This window comes from Micromonospora tarensis (assembly GCF_016803395.1).
In the GTDB taxonomy this organism is placed as follows: domain Bacteria; phylum Actinomycetota; class Actinomycetes; order Mycobacteriales; family Micromonosporaceae; genus Micromonospora; species Micromonospora tarensis.
The window spans coordinates 17,251-33,015 of the sequence record NZ_JAEVHL010000047.1 but is presented as its reverse complement, the minus strand read 5'-3'; the positions used below and the strand labels follow the sequence as shown (position 1 = coordinate 33,015).

At 71.2% G+C, this 15,765-nt stretch carries 12 protein-coding genes; 6 read left to right on the top strand and 6 right to left on the bottom strand.

The genetic code is table 11. The features are described 5' to 3' along the window. Positions 1-229: 229 nt before the first annotated feature. Positions 230-1,729 (bottom strand): galactose-binding domain-containing protein, encoded by a 1,500-nt coding sequence (locus JM949_RS12690; protein WP_203148650.1) that lies wholly within the window; start codon positions 1,727-1,729, stop codon positions 230-232. A 32-nt stretch (positions 1,730-1,761) separates the two neighbouring features. Then, positions 1,762-4,629 carry a ricin-type beta-trefoil lectin domain protein gene (locus JM949_RS12685; RefSeq protein ID WP_203148648.1) on the bottom strand — a complete coding sequence of 956 codons (2,868 nt, stop codon included), beginning with the start codon at positions 4,627-4,629 and terminating at the stop codon, positions 1,762-1,764. A gap of 547 nt (positions 4,630-5,176) precedes the next feature. On the opposite strand from JM949_RS12685, the gene JM949_RS12680 reads away from it, so the two are divergent. Next, complete coding sequence (locus JM949_RS12680; protein WP_238433050.1) at positions 5,177-5,935, top strand: thioesterase II family protein; 759 nt, start codon at positions 5,177-5,179, stop codon at positions 5,933-5,935. 74 nt (positions 5,936-6,009) lie between these two features. Beyond that, positions 6,010-6,969, top strand: coding sequence for a TAXI family TRAP transporter solute-binding subunit (locus JM949_RS12675; RefSeq protein ID WP_203148646.1), 960 nt, complete (start codon positions 6,010-6,012; stop codon positions 6,967-6,969). A 20-nt stretch (positions 6,970-6,989) separates the two neighbouring features. Here the strand turns inward: JM949_RS12675 and JM949_RS12670 are convergent, their stop codons facing one another. Next, on the bottom strand, positions 6,990-8,468 hold the full coding sequence (locus JM949_RS12670) for a sensor histidine kinase (RefSeq protein ID WP_203148644.1): 1,479 nt from the start codon (positions 8,466-8,468) through the stop codon (positions 6,990-6,992). Between the two features lie 6 nt (positions 8,469-8,474). Then, a complete protein-coding gene (locus JM949_RS12665; protein WP_203148643.1) occupies positions 8,475-9,158 on the bottom strand; it encodes a response regulator transcription factor in 684 nt (227 codons plus the stop codon). 145 nt (positions 9,159-9,303) lie between these two features. Between JM949_RS12665 and JM949_RS12660 the strand changes: the two genes are divergently transcribed. Genes JM949_RS12660 through JM949_RS12645 form a run of 4 tightly spaced genes read left to right on the top strand, consistent with a single transcriptional unit; the run spans position 9,304 to position 12,829 of the window. Next, a complete protein-coding gene (locus JM949_RS12660) occupies positions 9,304-10,326 on the top strand; it encodes a tripartite tricarboxylate transporter substrate-binding protein (RefSeq protein WP_203148641.1) in 1,023 nt (340 codons plus the stop codon). Between the two features lies 1 nt (position 10,327). Next, positions 10,328-10,789, top strand: a complete 462-nt coding sequence (locus tag JM949_RS12655; protein ID WP_203148640.1) for a tripartite tricarboxylate transporter TctB family protein — start codon at positions 10,328-10,330, stop codon at positions 10,787-10,789. Between the two features lie 20 nt (positions 10,790-10,809). Continuing rightward, a complete protein-coding gene (locus tag JM949_RS12650; protein ID WP_203148638.1) occupies positions 10,810-12,315 on the top strand; it encodes a tripartite tricarboxylate transporter permease in 1,506 nt (501 codons plus the stop codon). Positions 12,316-12,367: 52 nt separating this feature from the next. Then, positions 12,368-12,829: a DUF2199 domain-containing protein gene (locus JM949_RS12645; protein ID WP_203148636.1), complete on the top strand. Its 462-nt coding sequence runs from the start codon at positions 12,368-12,370 to the stop codon at positions 12,827-12,829. Between the two features lie 147 nt (positions 12,830-12,976). On the opposite strand, the gene JM949_RS12640 is transcribed toward JM949_RS12645, so the two are convergent. Together JM949_RS12640 and JM949_RS12635 are read right to left on the bottom strand one after the other, a co-directional pair. Continuing rightward, complete coding sequence (locus JM949_RS12640) at positions 12,977-14,248, bottom strand: adenosylhomocysteinase (RefSeq protein WP_203148634.1); 1,272 nt, start codon at positions 14,246-14,248, stop codon at positions 12,977-12,979. 9 nt (positions 14,249-14,257) lie between these two features. Further along, on the bottom strand, positions 14,258-15,709 hold the full coding sequence (locus tag JM949_RS12635) for an MFS transporter (protein WP_203148633.1): 1,452 nt from the start codon (positions 15,707-15,709) through the stop codon (positions 14,258-14,260). Positions 15,710-15,765: the final 56 nt, after the last annotated feature.

The following is a 15,765-nucleotide window of genomic DNA, read 5'->3' as shown; positions in this document are numbered from 1 at the left end:
CCTGGGCGGGCGGGGTGGGGGTCGCGGCGAGGCCAATCGCGGTGACGAGGGCGGCGGCCGCCCGCAACCAGCGGTTCTTGGGGTGCATGACGCTCCAACGGGTTGGGGGCAGCCGTGCGACCGGGGGACGCCGGTCGCACCGGCTGCCCTGGTGGTGGCCCGCCGTCCTCGGAGGGGGACGGTACGACGGCGGACCCGGAGAGGGCTCAACGCAGGTGAGCGGGTCGGCTCAGCTGCCGTGGACCTCCAGCTCCCACAGCGAGTAGCCGTACCCGGGCAGGGCTCGTTGGGTGCCCAGGACACGTAGGTGGCGGCCGGTGGCCGAGATGGCGATGTCGTCCACGCCGCCGTCGCCGGTGGTCGTGGTGTGCACCGTCGACCAGGTGACGTTGTCCGGCGAGACCTGGATCTGGTACGCCCGCGCGTACGCCGCCTCCCAGGTCAGCCGGACCCGGTTCACTGTGCGGGAGGCGCCCAGGTCCACCGAGATCCACTGCGGGTCGGCGTAGGCGCTGCCCCAGCGGGTGGCCGGGACGCCGTCCACGGCGTTGGCCGCCGCGTGCGTGCTGCCCGGCTCCACGCTCGACGCGGTGACCGGCCGGCCCCGGGAGAGCGGGGTGCCACCGGTGGCGCTGCCGTGGACGTTGAGGTCCCACAGCGAGTAACCCCACTGGGTGGCCCGTTGGGTGCCGTACACCCGCAGGTAGCGGCCGGTGCCGCTGACCGTGAGGTCGTCGACGCCGCCGTCGCCCGTGGTCGTGGTGTACACCGGCGACCAGGTCGCGTTGTCCGGGGAGAGCTGGACCTGGTACGCCCGGGCGTGCGCCGTCTCCCAGGCGAGCCGGACCCGGTTGATCGCGTACGTCGCCCCGAGGTCGACGGTGATCCACTGTGGGTCGGCGTAGGCGCTGCCCCAGCGGGTGGCCGGGTCGCCGTCCACGGCGTTCGCCGCCGCGTGCGGGCTGCCCGGCTCGACACTGGACGCGGTCACCTGACGGCCCCGGGCGAGATCGGTGGCGGGCGGCTCGCTCGGGCCGTCCGTCCTGATCCGCACGTTGCGGTAGTTGATGTCGAGGCCGGCACCGTCGTTCTGCAGGCCGAGGTAGCCGTTGGCGATGGCCCGGCTGCTGAGGTAATCGTTGATCTTGATGCCGTTGAGCCAGATCTCGACCCGCTGACCGTGCACGCCGATCTCGTAGCTGTTCCAGGCGCCGGGTGGGTTGAGCGCCGCCGCGCGGGCGGCCTGGTCCGGCGCCTGGAAGCTGTAGACGCTGCCGGTGGTGCGCGTCGGGTCGCCGTCGGTGGCGTCGATCTGGATCTCGTGACCGGTGCCGACCGGGCCCCACGGGTCACCCTGCGGATCGGGGAACCCGATGAAGACCCCACCGTTGTCGTCGCCCGGCATCATCCAGTCGACCTTGAGCGAGTAGTCGCCGAAGGTGCGCACCGGATACCAGAGCAACCCCATCCCGCCGTACGAGGTGAGGACGCCGTCGGCGAGCGTGAAGCCGCCCGGCCCGGCCTGCCGCCACTGCGCGAGGCTGGCCGGGGTGCCGTCGAACAGCGGGGTGTAGCCCGGCTCCACCTGCGAGCCGGTCGGGGCGGAGGCCAAAGTCGTGCTCGGCGGCGCGGCCTCGGCCCGGCTCGGGGCCACAGTCGTCGCCCCGGCGGCGACGGTGAGCCCGGCGACGACGACGGCGGTGAACGCGATGACGGCGCGTCTGCGCATGGCGGCTCCTTGCGAGAGGAGAGCGGGTCCGGTCACGGCAGGGTCCAGTTCTGCGCCGCGGTGCCGTTGCAGTCGTAGATCTGCAACTGCCGTCCGTTCGTCGGCGTGGAGGAGGGGATGTCGAGGCACCGGTTGGCCTGCGGGTTGCGCAGGCTGCCGTTGGGCCCGGACACCCACTGCTGGGCTCCGCTGCCGTTGCAGGTCCACAGGTGGATCGGGGTGCCGTTGGTGGTGCCGCTGGACTGGACGTCCAGGCACTTGCCCAGGCTGCGGATGGTGCCGTCGCCGGGCAACGTCCACTGCTGGTTGGTAGCGCCGGCGATGCAGTCCCACATCTGGACCCGGGTGCCGTCGGCGGTCCCACCGGCGTTGACGTCGACGCACTTGCTCATGCCCCGGATCGGGCCGGTGCGCACGCCGCCCGTCGGAGTGCTCACCCCCGCGCCGGTGAACGTGTAGCTGTCCAGGTCGAGCAGGGCTCCTCCGCTGCCGCCGGTGAACACCACGTACAGGTCGTGGGTGTTGTCGTCGGGCCTGCTGACCGTCGCGCTGATCTCGGTGTAGTTGTCCCAGCCGCCGGTGTTGGGCACGGTGACCCGGGCGACCTCCGGGCCGGTGGGGGAGTCGTACCGGAAGGAGGCGACGTTGCCGGCCTTGTCCGAGGAGACCCGGGCCCGGATCCCGGTGATGCCCTTCAGGCTCACCGCGTGGTGCCGGACGTACTCGCCGTTCTGGATGTCACCGAGCCGCCGGCCGCCCTCCGCGCCGCCCGCGTTGATCACCTGGGGGCCGTGCAGCGAGACGTGGTGTTCGGCCTGCCACTGCTTGGGCCAGAGGGTGACGTCCCGCTCGGCGGTGAGCGGCACGCTGCCGGCCGCGCCCCGGTCGGTGTAGCCGGCTCGCAGCAGGAAGAAGAGCACCGAGTCCGGCCCCGCGTGCACCGGCCCGGTGTTGACGGTGAAGCCGCAACCGGTGCCCTGGCCCTCCTCGTGCGCGTGCTCCTGGTGGCCGAGCGCCGCCCGGACCGTCACGTTCGCGCACGGGATCGTGCCGTCCTGGGCGTCGGTGGCGGTCGCGGTGGCGGTCAGGTTCTCGTCCCAGGAGAACAGCCCGCCGTTGGGGATGCCGTTCAGCGAGACGGTGGGCCGGTTGTTGCCCACCACGACGGCCACCTGGGTGGTGCCGGAGCGGCCGGTCCCGTCGGACACGGTGAGCCGGGCCCGCTTGTCGCCGCTGCTGGCGTACGTGTGGGTGGGGTTGGCGGCGGTGGAGTCGACGGTTCCGTTGCTGTCGAAGTCCCACGCGTAGGTCAGCGGGTCGCCGTCCGGGTCGGTGCTGCCGGCGCTGGAGAAGCTGACCGTCAACGGGCTCAGGCCGTTGTCCGGGCTGGCCGAGGCGACGGCGGTCGGGGACCGCCCACCGGCCACGTAGTTGATTTTGTAGAGCCCGGCGGCGGCGTCGCCGGAGAAGTAGCCGTTGCCGTACTCCAGCAGGTAGAGCGAGCCGTCCGGCCCGAACTCCAGGTCGATCGGGTGGACGAACGACATCCCGGCCAGCACCGGCTCGATGACCGTCGGGTTGCCGGTGCGCGCGTTGCCGTTGTCGAACTGGATCTCCTTGATCCAGTTACGGCAGTACTCGGCGATGAGCAGTTTGTTGTCGTAGTACGCCGGCCACTTCACCTCGGAGACCAGGTTGCTGTCGTAGTGGTAGACCTCGGCGTGGTTGGGCGAGCCACAGCCGCCCGGGCTGTCCAGGGCGGGCCACTCCCGGCTGCCGCCGTGCTGCTCCCAGACCAGCGCGCCCCGGGTCGGCGGCAGCTGCTGGAGGCCGGTGTTGCGCGGCGAGTTGTTCACCGGACCGGTGCTGCCGCCGCACGGGAACCAGCCGCGTGGCGAGTTGGTGGCGAAGTCCCAGTCGTTGTAGGCGACGTTGGGACCACCGCAGTAGGGCCAGCCGTGGTTACCCGGCGCGGTGGCCCGGTTCCACTCGTCGTACGCCGCCGGCCCCCGGTTGGCGATCGTCGCTCCCGCGTCCGGCCCGACCTCGCCCCAGTAGAGGGTGTTGCTGCTCTTCCGGTCCACCCAGACCCGGTACGGGTTGCGAACCCCCATCACGTAGATCTCCGGCCGGGTGCCGCTGGTGCCCGCCGCGAAGAGGTTGCCGGCCGGGATGGTGTACGTGCCGTTGTCCTCCGGGTGGATGCGGTTGATCTTCCCGCGCAGGTCGTTGGTGTTGCCCGAGGTCCGCTGCGCGTCGTACTGGGCGTCCCGGCTCGTCCGTTCGTCGATCGGGGCCATGCCGGCCGAGTCACCGCCGGAGTTGGTGTTGTCGCCGACGGCGAAGTAGAGGTTCTCGTTGCTGTCCCAGGTCATCGAGCCGGCCGAGTGGCAGCAGAGCCGACGTTCGGTCGGCCACTCGATCAGCCGGGTCTCGCTGGCCGGGTCGAGCACCAGCGTGCTCGGGTTGAAGGTGAACCGCGAGATGCGGTTGACCAGCGGGGTGCCGGCCGGCGAGTAGAACAGGTACACCCAGCGGTTGGCCGCGAACCTCGGGTGCGCGGTGATGCCGATCAGGCCGTCCTCGAACCGGGCGTCCAGTTGCACTGTCAACGCGACGGTCGTGCTGCGGGTGGCCGGGTTGTAGAGGCGGACCTGGCCGCCACCGGAACTGGTGCCCCGGTTGATGTAGAGCACCTTGCCGTCGGGCAGGACGGACAACTCGATCGGCTCTCCCATGGAGAGCCCGCCGTCGAGCTTGATCTTCTCGAACTGACTGGTCGCGGGGGGTGCCGCCGCTGCCGGTGGTGCGGCGGCGGTGACCCCCACCAGGATCGGCAGCAGGCTGGCGAGGATGGCCAGGACGACGGCCGCGGTGAGGCGCGGACGTGGTGTGCGCATGGCGTACTCCCGGGTCGGGTGGACGGGACGGTCGGGCGCACGCGCACCGGTCGGTGCGCGCCCGCCAGGGGAGTGCTGGAGGCCGGGCCGCCGACGCCGGGCTCGGGAGGCTGCCGGCCGCGGGCCACAGTGGACCCGCCGGGCTCGACGTGTGCGCAGGGGTGGTCAGCTCGAACGTCACCCAGGGGTCGATCGCCTCGAGCCGACGGGCCGGGCGGCGACTGCGATTCGTAGCGGCGGCGTCATCGTCATCGACACGATCTCCTCTGGATCGTCCGTGCGGATGCGTGTCTCGCACCCCGGGAGGTGCCCCGGTCTGCCCACGTCCGCCGAAGACGGGGGCGATGTCGAGACGACACGGAACGGCGTCACCGTGCCGGATGAGGCGGCCGGATGAACATCGATCCACATCGTTGCTGTGCAGTTAACCCCGGCCCTCCCCGGCGGTCAATCCCTCGGCCGGCGCGGCCCGCCCGCTGCTCGGCGGGAGACTTGAGACTTCGAACCGGTGTTGCTCGGTTCCGCGCCCCGGCGGACGATGAAGCCCATGGATCAGACGTGGATCAGGGTCGTGCGGCGGCTTCCACACGCCCCGGTCCGGCTGGTGTGCTTTCCGCACGCCGGCGGCGCCGCCAGCTACTACTCGCCGCTGGCCGGGCTCTTCGGCGACAAGATCGAGGTGCTCGCCGTGCAGTACCCGGGCCGCCACGACCGCCACCGCGAAACCGCGATCACCGACCTCGGCCTGCTCGCCGACCAGGTGGCCGACGTGCTGGCCGGCGCGGTCGAGGGTCCGTTCGCGTTCTTCGGCCACAGCATGGGGGCGATCCTCGCCTTCGAGGTGACCCGCCGGCTGGAACGCCGCGGCGCGCCAGTGCCCGAGGTGCTCTTCGCCTCCGGTCGGCGAGCGCCCTCGGTGGTCCGGGAGGAGAACGTGCACCGTCGCGACGACCCGGCGGTGATCGACGAGATGCGCCAGCTCGGCGGCACCGACGTCAGCCTGCTGGCCGACCCCGAGCTGATCGCCATGATCATGCCGGCGGTGCGGGCGGACTACACAGCGATCGAGTCGTACCGGTGTGACCCGCCGCAGGCGGCAGTCGCGCCGCCGATCGAGGTGCTGATCGGCGACGTCGACCCGCGCGTCGCGGTGGAGGACGCCAAGGCCTGGGCGTTGCACACCAACGCCACCTGCGCGATCCGGGTCTTCTCGGGTGGGCACTTCTATCTCGCCGAGCGGGCGGACGAGGTGGCCACGCACATCGCCGGCCGGCTCGGCCTGCTGAGCCGACAGGGGCAGCGCTGACCGCGGGGTCGGGTGTGCCGGGAGCCGGCCGGTCGGCGTCAGCCATCGACGGTCGCCGTTTGTATCATCGCGGCATGGTGCCGATCCGGGAGTCGCGGCTCAGCCGACGGGCGGTGCTCCTGGCCGCCGGCGGGATGCTCGTCGGGTGCACCCGGGAGCCCGAGGTCGACGAGGTGCACCTGCGACTCGCCACCGGGCCGGCGGGGGCGGTGTACCGGCGCATCGGCGGTGCGCTGGCCGAACACATCTCCGAGTACGTGCCGGGCGCCACGGTGACCACCGTGCCGAGCAGGGCGTCCACCGACAACATCCGGATGCTGCGAGCTGGCGAGGTGCAGCTCGGGCTGACCAGCCTCGACGTGCTGATCACTACCGACGGCAGCGCACCGGAGGGGCTGTCGGCGATCTGCCGGCTCTACGACAGTCACCTGCATCTCGTGGTGATGGCCGGTTCCGGTCTCGACGAGTTCGCCGACCTGACTGGCAAACGGGTGTCCCTCGGGGCCCACGACTCGGGCACCGAGTTCACCTCGGCGCGGGTCCTTCAGCTCGCGCGGATGCGGGCCGACCGTCGGTTCCTCAGCCAGGCCGACTCGGCGGCGTCGCTGCGCGACGGCAAGATCGACGCGATGTTCTCCCTGACCGGCGTCCCGACACCGGCCATCACCGAGCTGGCGCTGCGGCACCCCGTCCGGATGATCCCGTTGGACGCGCAGGCGGACGCGCTCTGCCGGGCGTACCCGGGTCCGTACGCGCCGGCGATGATCCCCGCGACCGCCTACGCCAGCGTCCCGGCCACCCGCACGGTAGCGGTGCCGAATGTGCTTCTGGTCCGCAACGACCTGCCCGCCGACCTGGTCTACGCCATCACCGACACGATCTTCACGCACACCGGAACGATCGCCTCGGGCAGCCGCGACGACGGGGAGGCCGTCCCCGAAGCGTGGCAGATCAACGTGCGGACCGCGATCTCCACCGCGACGATCCCGCTGCACCCCGGCGCGGCGGCCTGGTTCCGCGACCGCAAACGCTGACCCGCGACGGGGACCGGTCCTCAGACCGGCGTCCGCGTCGCGCCGCGCGACGACTCCACGCCGGGCACGACCGGCAGCACGATCACCGCGGCGAACCCGTGCCCGGTGCCGTCCGGGCGGGGCAGGCCCTCCTCCAGCCGCAGCTCGCCCCCGGCCCGGGCGACCAGGTCGGCGCAGATCGCCAGGCCCAGGCCGGTCCCGGAGACGTTCTGGTGCCGGGGTGACCGCCAGAACCGTTGCAGTGCCTGAGCCCGCTCCGTGGCGTCGACGCCGTGACCGTCGTCGCGGACGGTGATCACGACGACGTCTCCCGTCGCGGTGCCGTTGCCGGACCCGACACCCGGATCGCCCGGGACGACCCGGGCCCGCACCTCCACCAGCTGCGCGTCCGACAACCGCAACGCGTTGCTGATCAGCTCGTCCAGGATGCTGCCCAGCCCGCCGGGTGGCTCCAGCAGCCGCAGCCCCGGCGGCACGTCGACGGAGAGCGTCTGCCCCGCCGACGCGGTCAACGCCCGCCACCGGTCCACCCGGGTGGTCAGCACCTCGTCGAGGTCCACCGGGGAGGCCGTTCGCATGCTCTCCAACCGCGCGCTGGCCTGGAGCGAATTCAGCATCCGCTGCATCGCCTTCAACTCGTCGACGGCGACGTCGTAGACCTGCCGCCCGTCGCCCTCCGGCCGAAGGTGTGGGTCGAGGCTCTCCACCGCGAGCCGGAGGCTGGTCAACGGGTTGCGTAACTGGTGCGACGCGTCGGACACGAACGCCCGCTGCCGATGCACGGAGTTCTCGACGGCGTCCATCATGATGTTGAAGGACCCGGCCAGCCGCCGCAGCTCGGTCGGTCCGGCCTCGGCGTCGACGCGGATCGTCAGGTCGCCCTGGGAGATCCGCGAGGTCGCCGCGTCCAGCTTGCGTACCGGGCGCAGCACCCACGCCGAGACCGGCCAGGCGACGGCCACCAGTGCGATCAGCGGCAGCAACCCGAGCCCGGCGAGGCGGGCCCAGCGGACCAGGATGCGTTCGCGCGTGGTCGACAGGTCGGAGATCGTCACGACGGCGCCGACGACCTCACTGTCCCGCCCCACCGGCTCGGCCACCACGAGGGCGGAGTTGTCCCAGGGCGCCCACGCTCCGGACGGTTCGGATCGGGCGCCGGCCAGCGCCGCCGTCACGATCCGGGGCAACGCCGGCTCGGCTCGCGCTGCCTCCTGGTAGGCCTCGGCCGGTCCGAGCAGCACCGTGCCCGACGTGTCGATCACCACGACCGGGATGCCGTACAGCTTGTGGTAGCGCGCCAACTCCTGGTGCAGCGCCTCGGTCCGCCCGGTCGACAGGGCGGTGTCGGCCAGCGACGCGAACCGACCGACGTCGCCGAGCCGGTCGACGTAGGTCTCCTGCATCTCCCGCTCCGCCACGGTGACGCTGAGCGGCACCCCGAGCGCCGCGACGAGCAGCACCGCGAGGGGTACGAGGACGGCGAGCAGGCGACGATTCACGGCGGGTCAGCCGATCAGCTCCGGGCCGTCGGTCAGCAGCCGGTAGCCGACCCCGTGCATGGTGCGGATGAGCACGGCCGGCCCGACCTTGTGCCGCAGCGCCGAGATGTGGGTGTCCAGGGTGCGACTCGCGGACTCCCAGGTCGCGCCCCAGATCTGGTCCAGGATGGCGTCGCGGCTGACCACGTTGGGCGCCCGCCGGGCCAGCAGCAGGAGCAGTTCGAACTCCTTGCGGGTCAGCGTCACCGGCGCGCCGTCGATGGTCACCTCGCGGGTGCCGACGCCGATCCGCATCGGGCCCAGGACCAGCGGCCCGTCCGGCTGGGTCAGCGCCCGAGCCGCCCGGGTACGCCGCAGGACGGCGTCGATGCGGGCCAGCAACTCCGGGATGCCGAACGGCTTGACGATGTAGTCGTCGGCGCCGGCGCGCAGGCCACGGACGCGCTCGTGCTCCTCCGAACGGGCGGTCACGGCGATGACCGCCGTCTCCGGGCAGTCCCGCAGCCTGCGGACCACGTCGAGCCCGTCCCCGTCGGGCAGGCCCAGGTCGACGAGGACGACATCGGAGGGAACCGCACGCATCGCCTCGGCGGCGGTGGCGATGCGGCGGACCTCGAAACCCGCCTGGGTGAGGACGGTCATCAGACCGCGTGCCACCCGGTCGTCGTCCTCGATGACGGTGATCCGCATAGCGGCGGATTGTACGCCCAGCATTGACGCTCTGCTATCCCTCTAGATCTTGCGATTTTTCTGACACCATCCGGGTCCTCGCCGGCCGAGACTGAGGCGGCGCACTCGCCGGTGAGTGCGCAGGTGTCGACGAGGAGGCCTCGACGTGGGAACGACCAGCAGATACCGGGCCGCCACACGGATGAGCGCCGCCCTCAGCCTCGTTGCGCTCGTCGCCGCCTGTTCGGGCAACGGCGGTGCCACCGGCCGCGGCGGAACCGACGACTACCCGGGCCGGAACATCACCTTCGTCGTGCCATTCAGCGCGGGTGGCCCGACCGACACGGTCACCCGCATGATCGCCGAACCGATGGCCGCACAGCTCGGCGGCAAGATCGTGGTGCGGAACGTCGAGGGCGCGGGTGGCACCGTCGGTGCCGGCGAGGTGGCGCAGGCCGAACCGGACGGCCTCACCGTGCTCATGCACCACATCGGCATGTCGACGGCGCCGGCCCTGTACGAGAAGCTCGGTTACCAGCCACTCAAGGACTTCGAGACGGTCGGGCTCGTCACCGAGGTGCCGATGACGGTCGTCGGCCGTAAGGACTTCGCGCCGGCGACGCTCGCGGACCTGGTGGCCTACGTGAAGGCCAACGCCAACAAGGTCACGCTGGCCAACGCCGGCATCGGCGCCGCGTCGCACCTGTGCGGCCTGCTGTTCCAGACCGCCGTCGGCGTCAAGCTCCAGGAGGTCCCGTACCAGGGCACCGGCCCCGCGCTGACCGACCTCGTCGGCGGCCAGGTCGACTTCATGTGCGACCAGACGACAAACACCAGCGGCCAGATCTCCGCGGGCAAGGTCAAGGCGTACGCGGTCACCACCCCGCAGCGGGTGAAGAGCCTGCCCGACCTGCCCACCACGGCCGAGGCCGGGCTGCCCCAGCTCCAGGTCAGCGTGTGGCACGGTCTCTACGTCCCGGCCGGCACGCCGCCGGAGGTGGTCCGGAAGCTCTCCGAGGCGCTGAAGGTGGCACTGGCCGAACCCCGGGTCATCGAACAGATGGCCAAGCTCGGCACCGCGCCGGTCCCGCCCGAGGCGGCCACCCCGCAGGCGCACCGGACCAAGCTCGAAGAGCAGCTGGGCACCTGGGCGAAGGTCATCGCCGACGCCGGGGTCAAGGCCTCCTGACGTGGAGCGTCGCCGGTCCCTGCCGGACGTCCTGGCCGGGGGAGTCTTCGTTCTCATCGGTGGCGCGTTCGTGGTGGGGTCGCTCGGCTACGAGTTGGGCACCCCGCTGCGGATGGGCCCGGGCGCCTTCCCGCTGCTGGTCGGCGCGACAGTGGCCGCGCTGGGTCTGGCGATCGTCGTCAAGGGGCTGATCGCCGGCGAGGTCATCGCCTTCGGTCCGATCCCGTGGCGGGCGATCGCCGTCATCACCCTCGCGCTGCTGTTCTTCGGCTTCGCCGTCCGACGCCTCGGGTTCGTGCCGACGTCGGCGGTGACCGCCCTGCTCACCACGCTGGCCAGCTCGCGGGTACGACTGCTCACGGCGGTGGCCGTGGCCGCCGGGCTGACCGTGGCCAGCACGCTCATCTTCATCGTCGGACTCCAGATGCGGATCCCGCTCTGGGGCTCGTGGCTCGGGTTCTGACGCGGCCGCCGGACTGAGACATGGAACTCTTCGACAATCTCGCGCTGGGCTTCTCGACCGCCTTCCTGGTCCAGAACGTCCTGTACTGCTTCGTGGGTGTGCTGCTCGGCACGGCGGTCGGCGTGCTGCCCGGCATCGGACCGACGGCGACGGTGGCGATGCTGCTGCCGATCACGTTCAGCTTCGAGCCGGTGACGGCGTTGATCATGCTGGCCGGCATCTACTACGGGGCGCAGTACGGCGGATCGACGACCGCGATCCTGATCAACCTGCCCGGTGAGTCCTCGGCGGCGGTCACCGCGCTGGACGGGCACGAGATGGCCCGCCAGGGCCGGGCCGGCGCCGCGCTGGCGGTCGCCGCGGTCGGCTCCTTCATCGCGGGCACGGTGGCCACCGTCGCCCTGGCCGTCGCGGCCCCACCGCTGGCCAGCGTCGCGTTGAGGTTCGGCCCGGCCGACTACTTCTCGCTGGTCCTCTTCGGCCTGGTCGTCTCGATCGCGCTGGCCCGTGGCTCGACGCTCAAGGCGCTGGCGATGATCGTCCTCGGGGTGCTGCTCGGCACTGTCGGCCAGGACATCTACACCGGCACCCCCCGCTTCGTGTTCGACCAGCGTGAGCTGTACGGCGGGATCGACTTCGTGTCGGTGGCCGTCGGCATGTTCGGGGTGGCCGAGATTTTGCGCAACCTGGAGAACGAGCAGACCCGGGCGACGATCGTGAGCAAGGTGACGAGCCTCTGGCCGACAGGCGAGGAGCGGCGTCGGAGCGTGGGCCCGATCCTGCGCGGAACGGGTCTCGGCGCGGCGCTCGGCGTCCTGCCCGGCGGTGGCCACGTGCTGGCGTCGTTCACCTCGTACGCCGTGGAGAAGCGGATCTCGAAGCGCCCGCGGGAGTTCGGGCACGGGGCGATCGAGGGCGTCGCGGGGCCCGAGTCGGCGAACAACGCGGCAGCGCAGACATCGTTCATCCCGCTGCTCACCCTGGGTCTGCCGGCACACCCGGTGATGGCGTTGATGGTCGGCGCGTTCATCGTGCACGGCATCACCCCCGGCCCGAACGTGATCACCGACGAGCCGGCGCTGTTCTGGGGCCTGATCGCGTCGATGTGGATCGGCAACGTGCTGCTCCTGCTGCTGAACCTGCCGCTGATCGGCATCTGGGTGCGGATGCTGCGCATCCCCTACCAGGTGCTGTTCCCGATGATCATCCTGTTCGCCGCGATCGGCACCTACTCGCTGAGCCTCAACGCGTACGACGTCTACGCCATCGCGTTCTTCGGGCTCCTGGGCTACGTCCTGATCAAGTGTGGGTGCGAGCCGGCACCACTGCTGCTCGGCTTCGTCCTCGGCCCGCTGCTGGAGGAGAATCTGCGGCGGGCGCTCATCATCTCCCGTGGCGACCCGTCGGTCTTCCTGACCCGACCCATCTCCGCGGTACTCCTCGCCCTGGCCCTGGTGGCGCTTGTCATCACCGTCCTCCCAACGATCAAGAGGCGCCGCGAGGTGGTGTTCGCGGGGGAGGAGTAGGTGCGGTGTCAGGGAGTTTGGAAGGCCCTCGATCATGAGGCATGCTGAGCTGATGCAGCGCCCGGTTGACCTTTCATCGACATCCCGGCACACGGTGCACTTCACCGCACCCGACGCGGTCTCGGAGCTCACCGAGCAGGACCAACAGTCTCGGGTCGAGTACGCCTGGAACCGGGATGATCTGCTCCTGGTGGATGGCCTGGGCTGCTTCGTGCGTTGCCTGGTCGAGGCGACGTGCACCGAGGGGCATCCGGTCGTCGTCAACCTCTGGGCGGCGCTCGACGAGGAGCACGCGCAGCGCGCCGTCGGGCTCTGGTGGGGCCCGGAGTACGCGTCGCTGGCGATGCCGGGACGCCTGGCGAACAGCCTGCCGTACCAGGGCCTGTTGGACGCGCAGGTGCGGCTCGCCGTGCGCGACGAGCAGTCGTACCCGTTCGTCGAGCCGGGCCCGGATCCACGGGTGGCGGAGATTCTGCGCCAGCCCTGGCCGCATTCCGATCTGGTGAAGGGCTAGCTGGCCCGGCGGCACGGGCTGACGGGTCACCGTCGATTGATCCGGACCGCCGCGCCGCCGTCGTGGGACCGGTGGTGCGCACAACTCGCCGAGTCGCCGGGCCGCGCCCGCCGTGATGGACGGACGCCGCCCGGCGAGGACCTCGACTCAGGAGCCGTGCTGCCAGCCGCTGAGGTACGCCTGCTGATCGTCGGTCAGCACGTCGATGCTGACGCCCTCCGCGGCCAACTTCAGCCGGGCGACCTCCTTGTCGATCTCCGAAGGCACCTCGTGGACCCCGGGCGACAGGTCGGTGTGGCTGCCGATCAGCCACTCCGCCGTGAGCGCCTGGTCGGAGAAGGACATGTCCATGACGGCGGCGGGGTGCCCCTCGGCCGCGCCGAGGTTGACCAGCCGGCCCTCGGCGACCAGCAGCAGGCGGCGACCCGACGGCAACACGTACTCGTCGGTGCGGTGCCGGATGCCGGTGCGCTTCTCGACAGCCATCTTCTCGAGCCCGACGACGTCCACCTCGACGTCGAAGTGGCCGGCGTTGGCCAGGATCGCGCCGTCCTTCATCGTCTCGAAGTGCTCGGGCCGCAGAACGCCCGAGTTGCTGGTGACCGTGATGAAGATGTCGCCCAGCGGGGCGGCGTCCCGCATCGGCATGACCCGGTAACCCTGCATCAGCGCGTCCAGCGCCTTCGTCGCGTCGATCTCGGTCACGATCACCTGGGCGCCGAGACCGGCGGCGCGCTCCGCCAACCCCTGCCCGCAGTAGCCGAAACCGGCGACCACGACGGTCCGCCCGGCGAAGAGCACGTTCGTCGCGCGCATGATGGCGTCCATCGAGGACTGACCGGTGCCGTACCGGTTGTCGAACATGTGCTTCGTGTCGGTGTCGTTGACCGCGACCATCGGAAAGCGCAGTGCGCCGTCCCGGCTCATCTGCCGCAGCCGCTGGACTCCGGTCGTCGTCTCCTCGCAACCCGCCTTGATGTTCTCGATCAGTTCCGTGCGGCTGGTGTGCAGGGTGTTGACGAGGTCGCATCCATCGTCGAAGACGTAGTCCGGCTGGATGTCCAGTGCCGAGTTGATGTGCTGGTAGTAGGTGTCCCGGTCGACGCCGGTCCGGGCGAAGACGCTGATGCCGTACTCGTGCACGAGGGCGGCCGTCACGTCGTCCTGGGTGGACAGTGGATTCGACGCGCAGAGCGCGATCTCGGCGCCACCGGCGTGCAGGGTCCGCATGAGATTCGCGGTCTCGGTGGTGACGTGCATACAGGCGGCGAAGCGGACGCCGGCGAACGGGCGGTGCTCGGCGAAACGTTCTCGCACCTGCCGGAGCACGGGCATGCAGCGATCCGCCCACTCGATCCGGCGGACACCTTCCGCGGCCAGAGCGGGGTTCGCGATGTCGTGCTTGGGAAGTTGATCCATGAATCCACCCTAATCAGTCGTGGCGTTGGCTCGGTCGCCGACGCGCGCTTCATCTGTTGGGCCGGCGGAGTTCCGGACGCGCCCCGGCAGCGCGACCGCCGCCGCGATGGCCGCCGCCACCGCCACCGCCGCCGCGATCAGCAGGGCGAACCGGAACCCGGCCGCGAGCGATTCGGCGGTACGGGCGCCGAGCCCTGTGGTCCGGTGCTCGGCGAGGCTGATCAGCACCGCGACGCCCAGCGCGGTGCCGGCCTGCTGCGCGGTGTTGACCAGAGCCGAGGCGAGGCCCTGCTCGCTGTCGTCGACGTCGCTGGTGGCCGCCACGGTGGAGGTCGCGAAGAAGGCTCCGAAGCCGACGCCGGCGAGCGCCAGGCCGGGCAGCACGACACCGACGTAGCCCGCCGATGGGGAGATACGACTCAGCACCAGCATGGCGACGCCCACGATCAGTGCGCCAACGACCAGCACCGGTTTCACCCCGAAGCGCGTCGCCATCATCGCGGCCACCGGCGCGGCGACGACCACGACCAGGCCCAGCGGGAGGAACGACAACCCGGCGACCAGCGGGTCGTTACCCTTCACCTGCTGCAGATAGAGCGAGAGCACCAGCACCACCGCGCCCATCACACCAGGCACCAGCACGCTGAGCACGTTCGCCGCGGTCAACGACCGGTTGCGGAAGATCGACAGTCGCACCAGCGGCGCCGAGGAGCGGGCCTCGACCGCCACGAACGCGACCAGCAGGGCCACGCCGGCGCCCAGCGCCGCCAGCACCTGGCCCGAGGCCAGGCCCAGCCGGGGAACCTCGGTCAGGCCGTAGATGAGCACTGTGATGCCCGCCGTCGCGGTCGCCGCTCCGAGCAGGTCGTACCCCGTGCGAGGCCCACTCGACCGCACGTCCGCCAGCAGCCGGTAGGCGAACGGCACCGCCAGGGCCACGATCGGCACATTCACCAGGAAGACCGCCTGCCACCCGACGTAGTCGGTGAGCGCGCCGCCGATCAGCACGCCGAGCGCGAAGCCGCTCGCCGAGGCGGCGCTGAACCAGCCCAGCGCCCGATTACGCTCGGCGCCCTCGGGAAAGGTGGTGGTGATCAGGGACAGTACCGCGGGGGCGACCATCCCGGCCCCGATGCCCTGCGCGGCCCGCGTCGCGATCAGTAGCCAGGACGCGGAGGCCAGGCCGGCGGCCAACGAGCTGAGACCGAAGACCAGCAGGCCGACGACGAAGATGCGTCGTCGACCCAGCAGGTCCGCCATCCGCCCGCCGAGCAGGAGCATGCCGCCGAAGCCCAGCGCGTAGGCGCTCACGACCCACTGCAGGCCGGTCGCGCTCAGGCCCAGGTCGGACTCGATGGCGGGTAGGGCCATGTTGACGATCGAGAAGTCCAGCAGCAGTGTCAGTTGCGCGAGGCAGAGCAGTACGAGTGCCCCGTTGCCTCTCTCGGTGCGCGCCTGCATGACGTCTCCTCCCAGGGCCGATCCGTGCAGTCCCAGCGGTCATGGTCAGCCGTCGT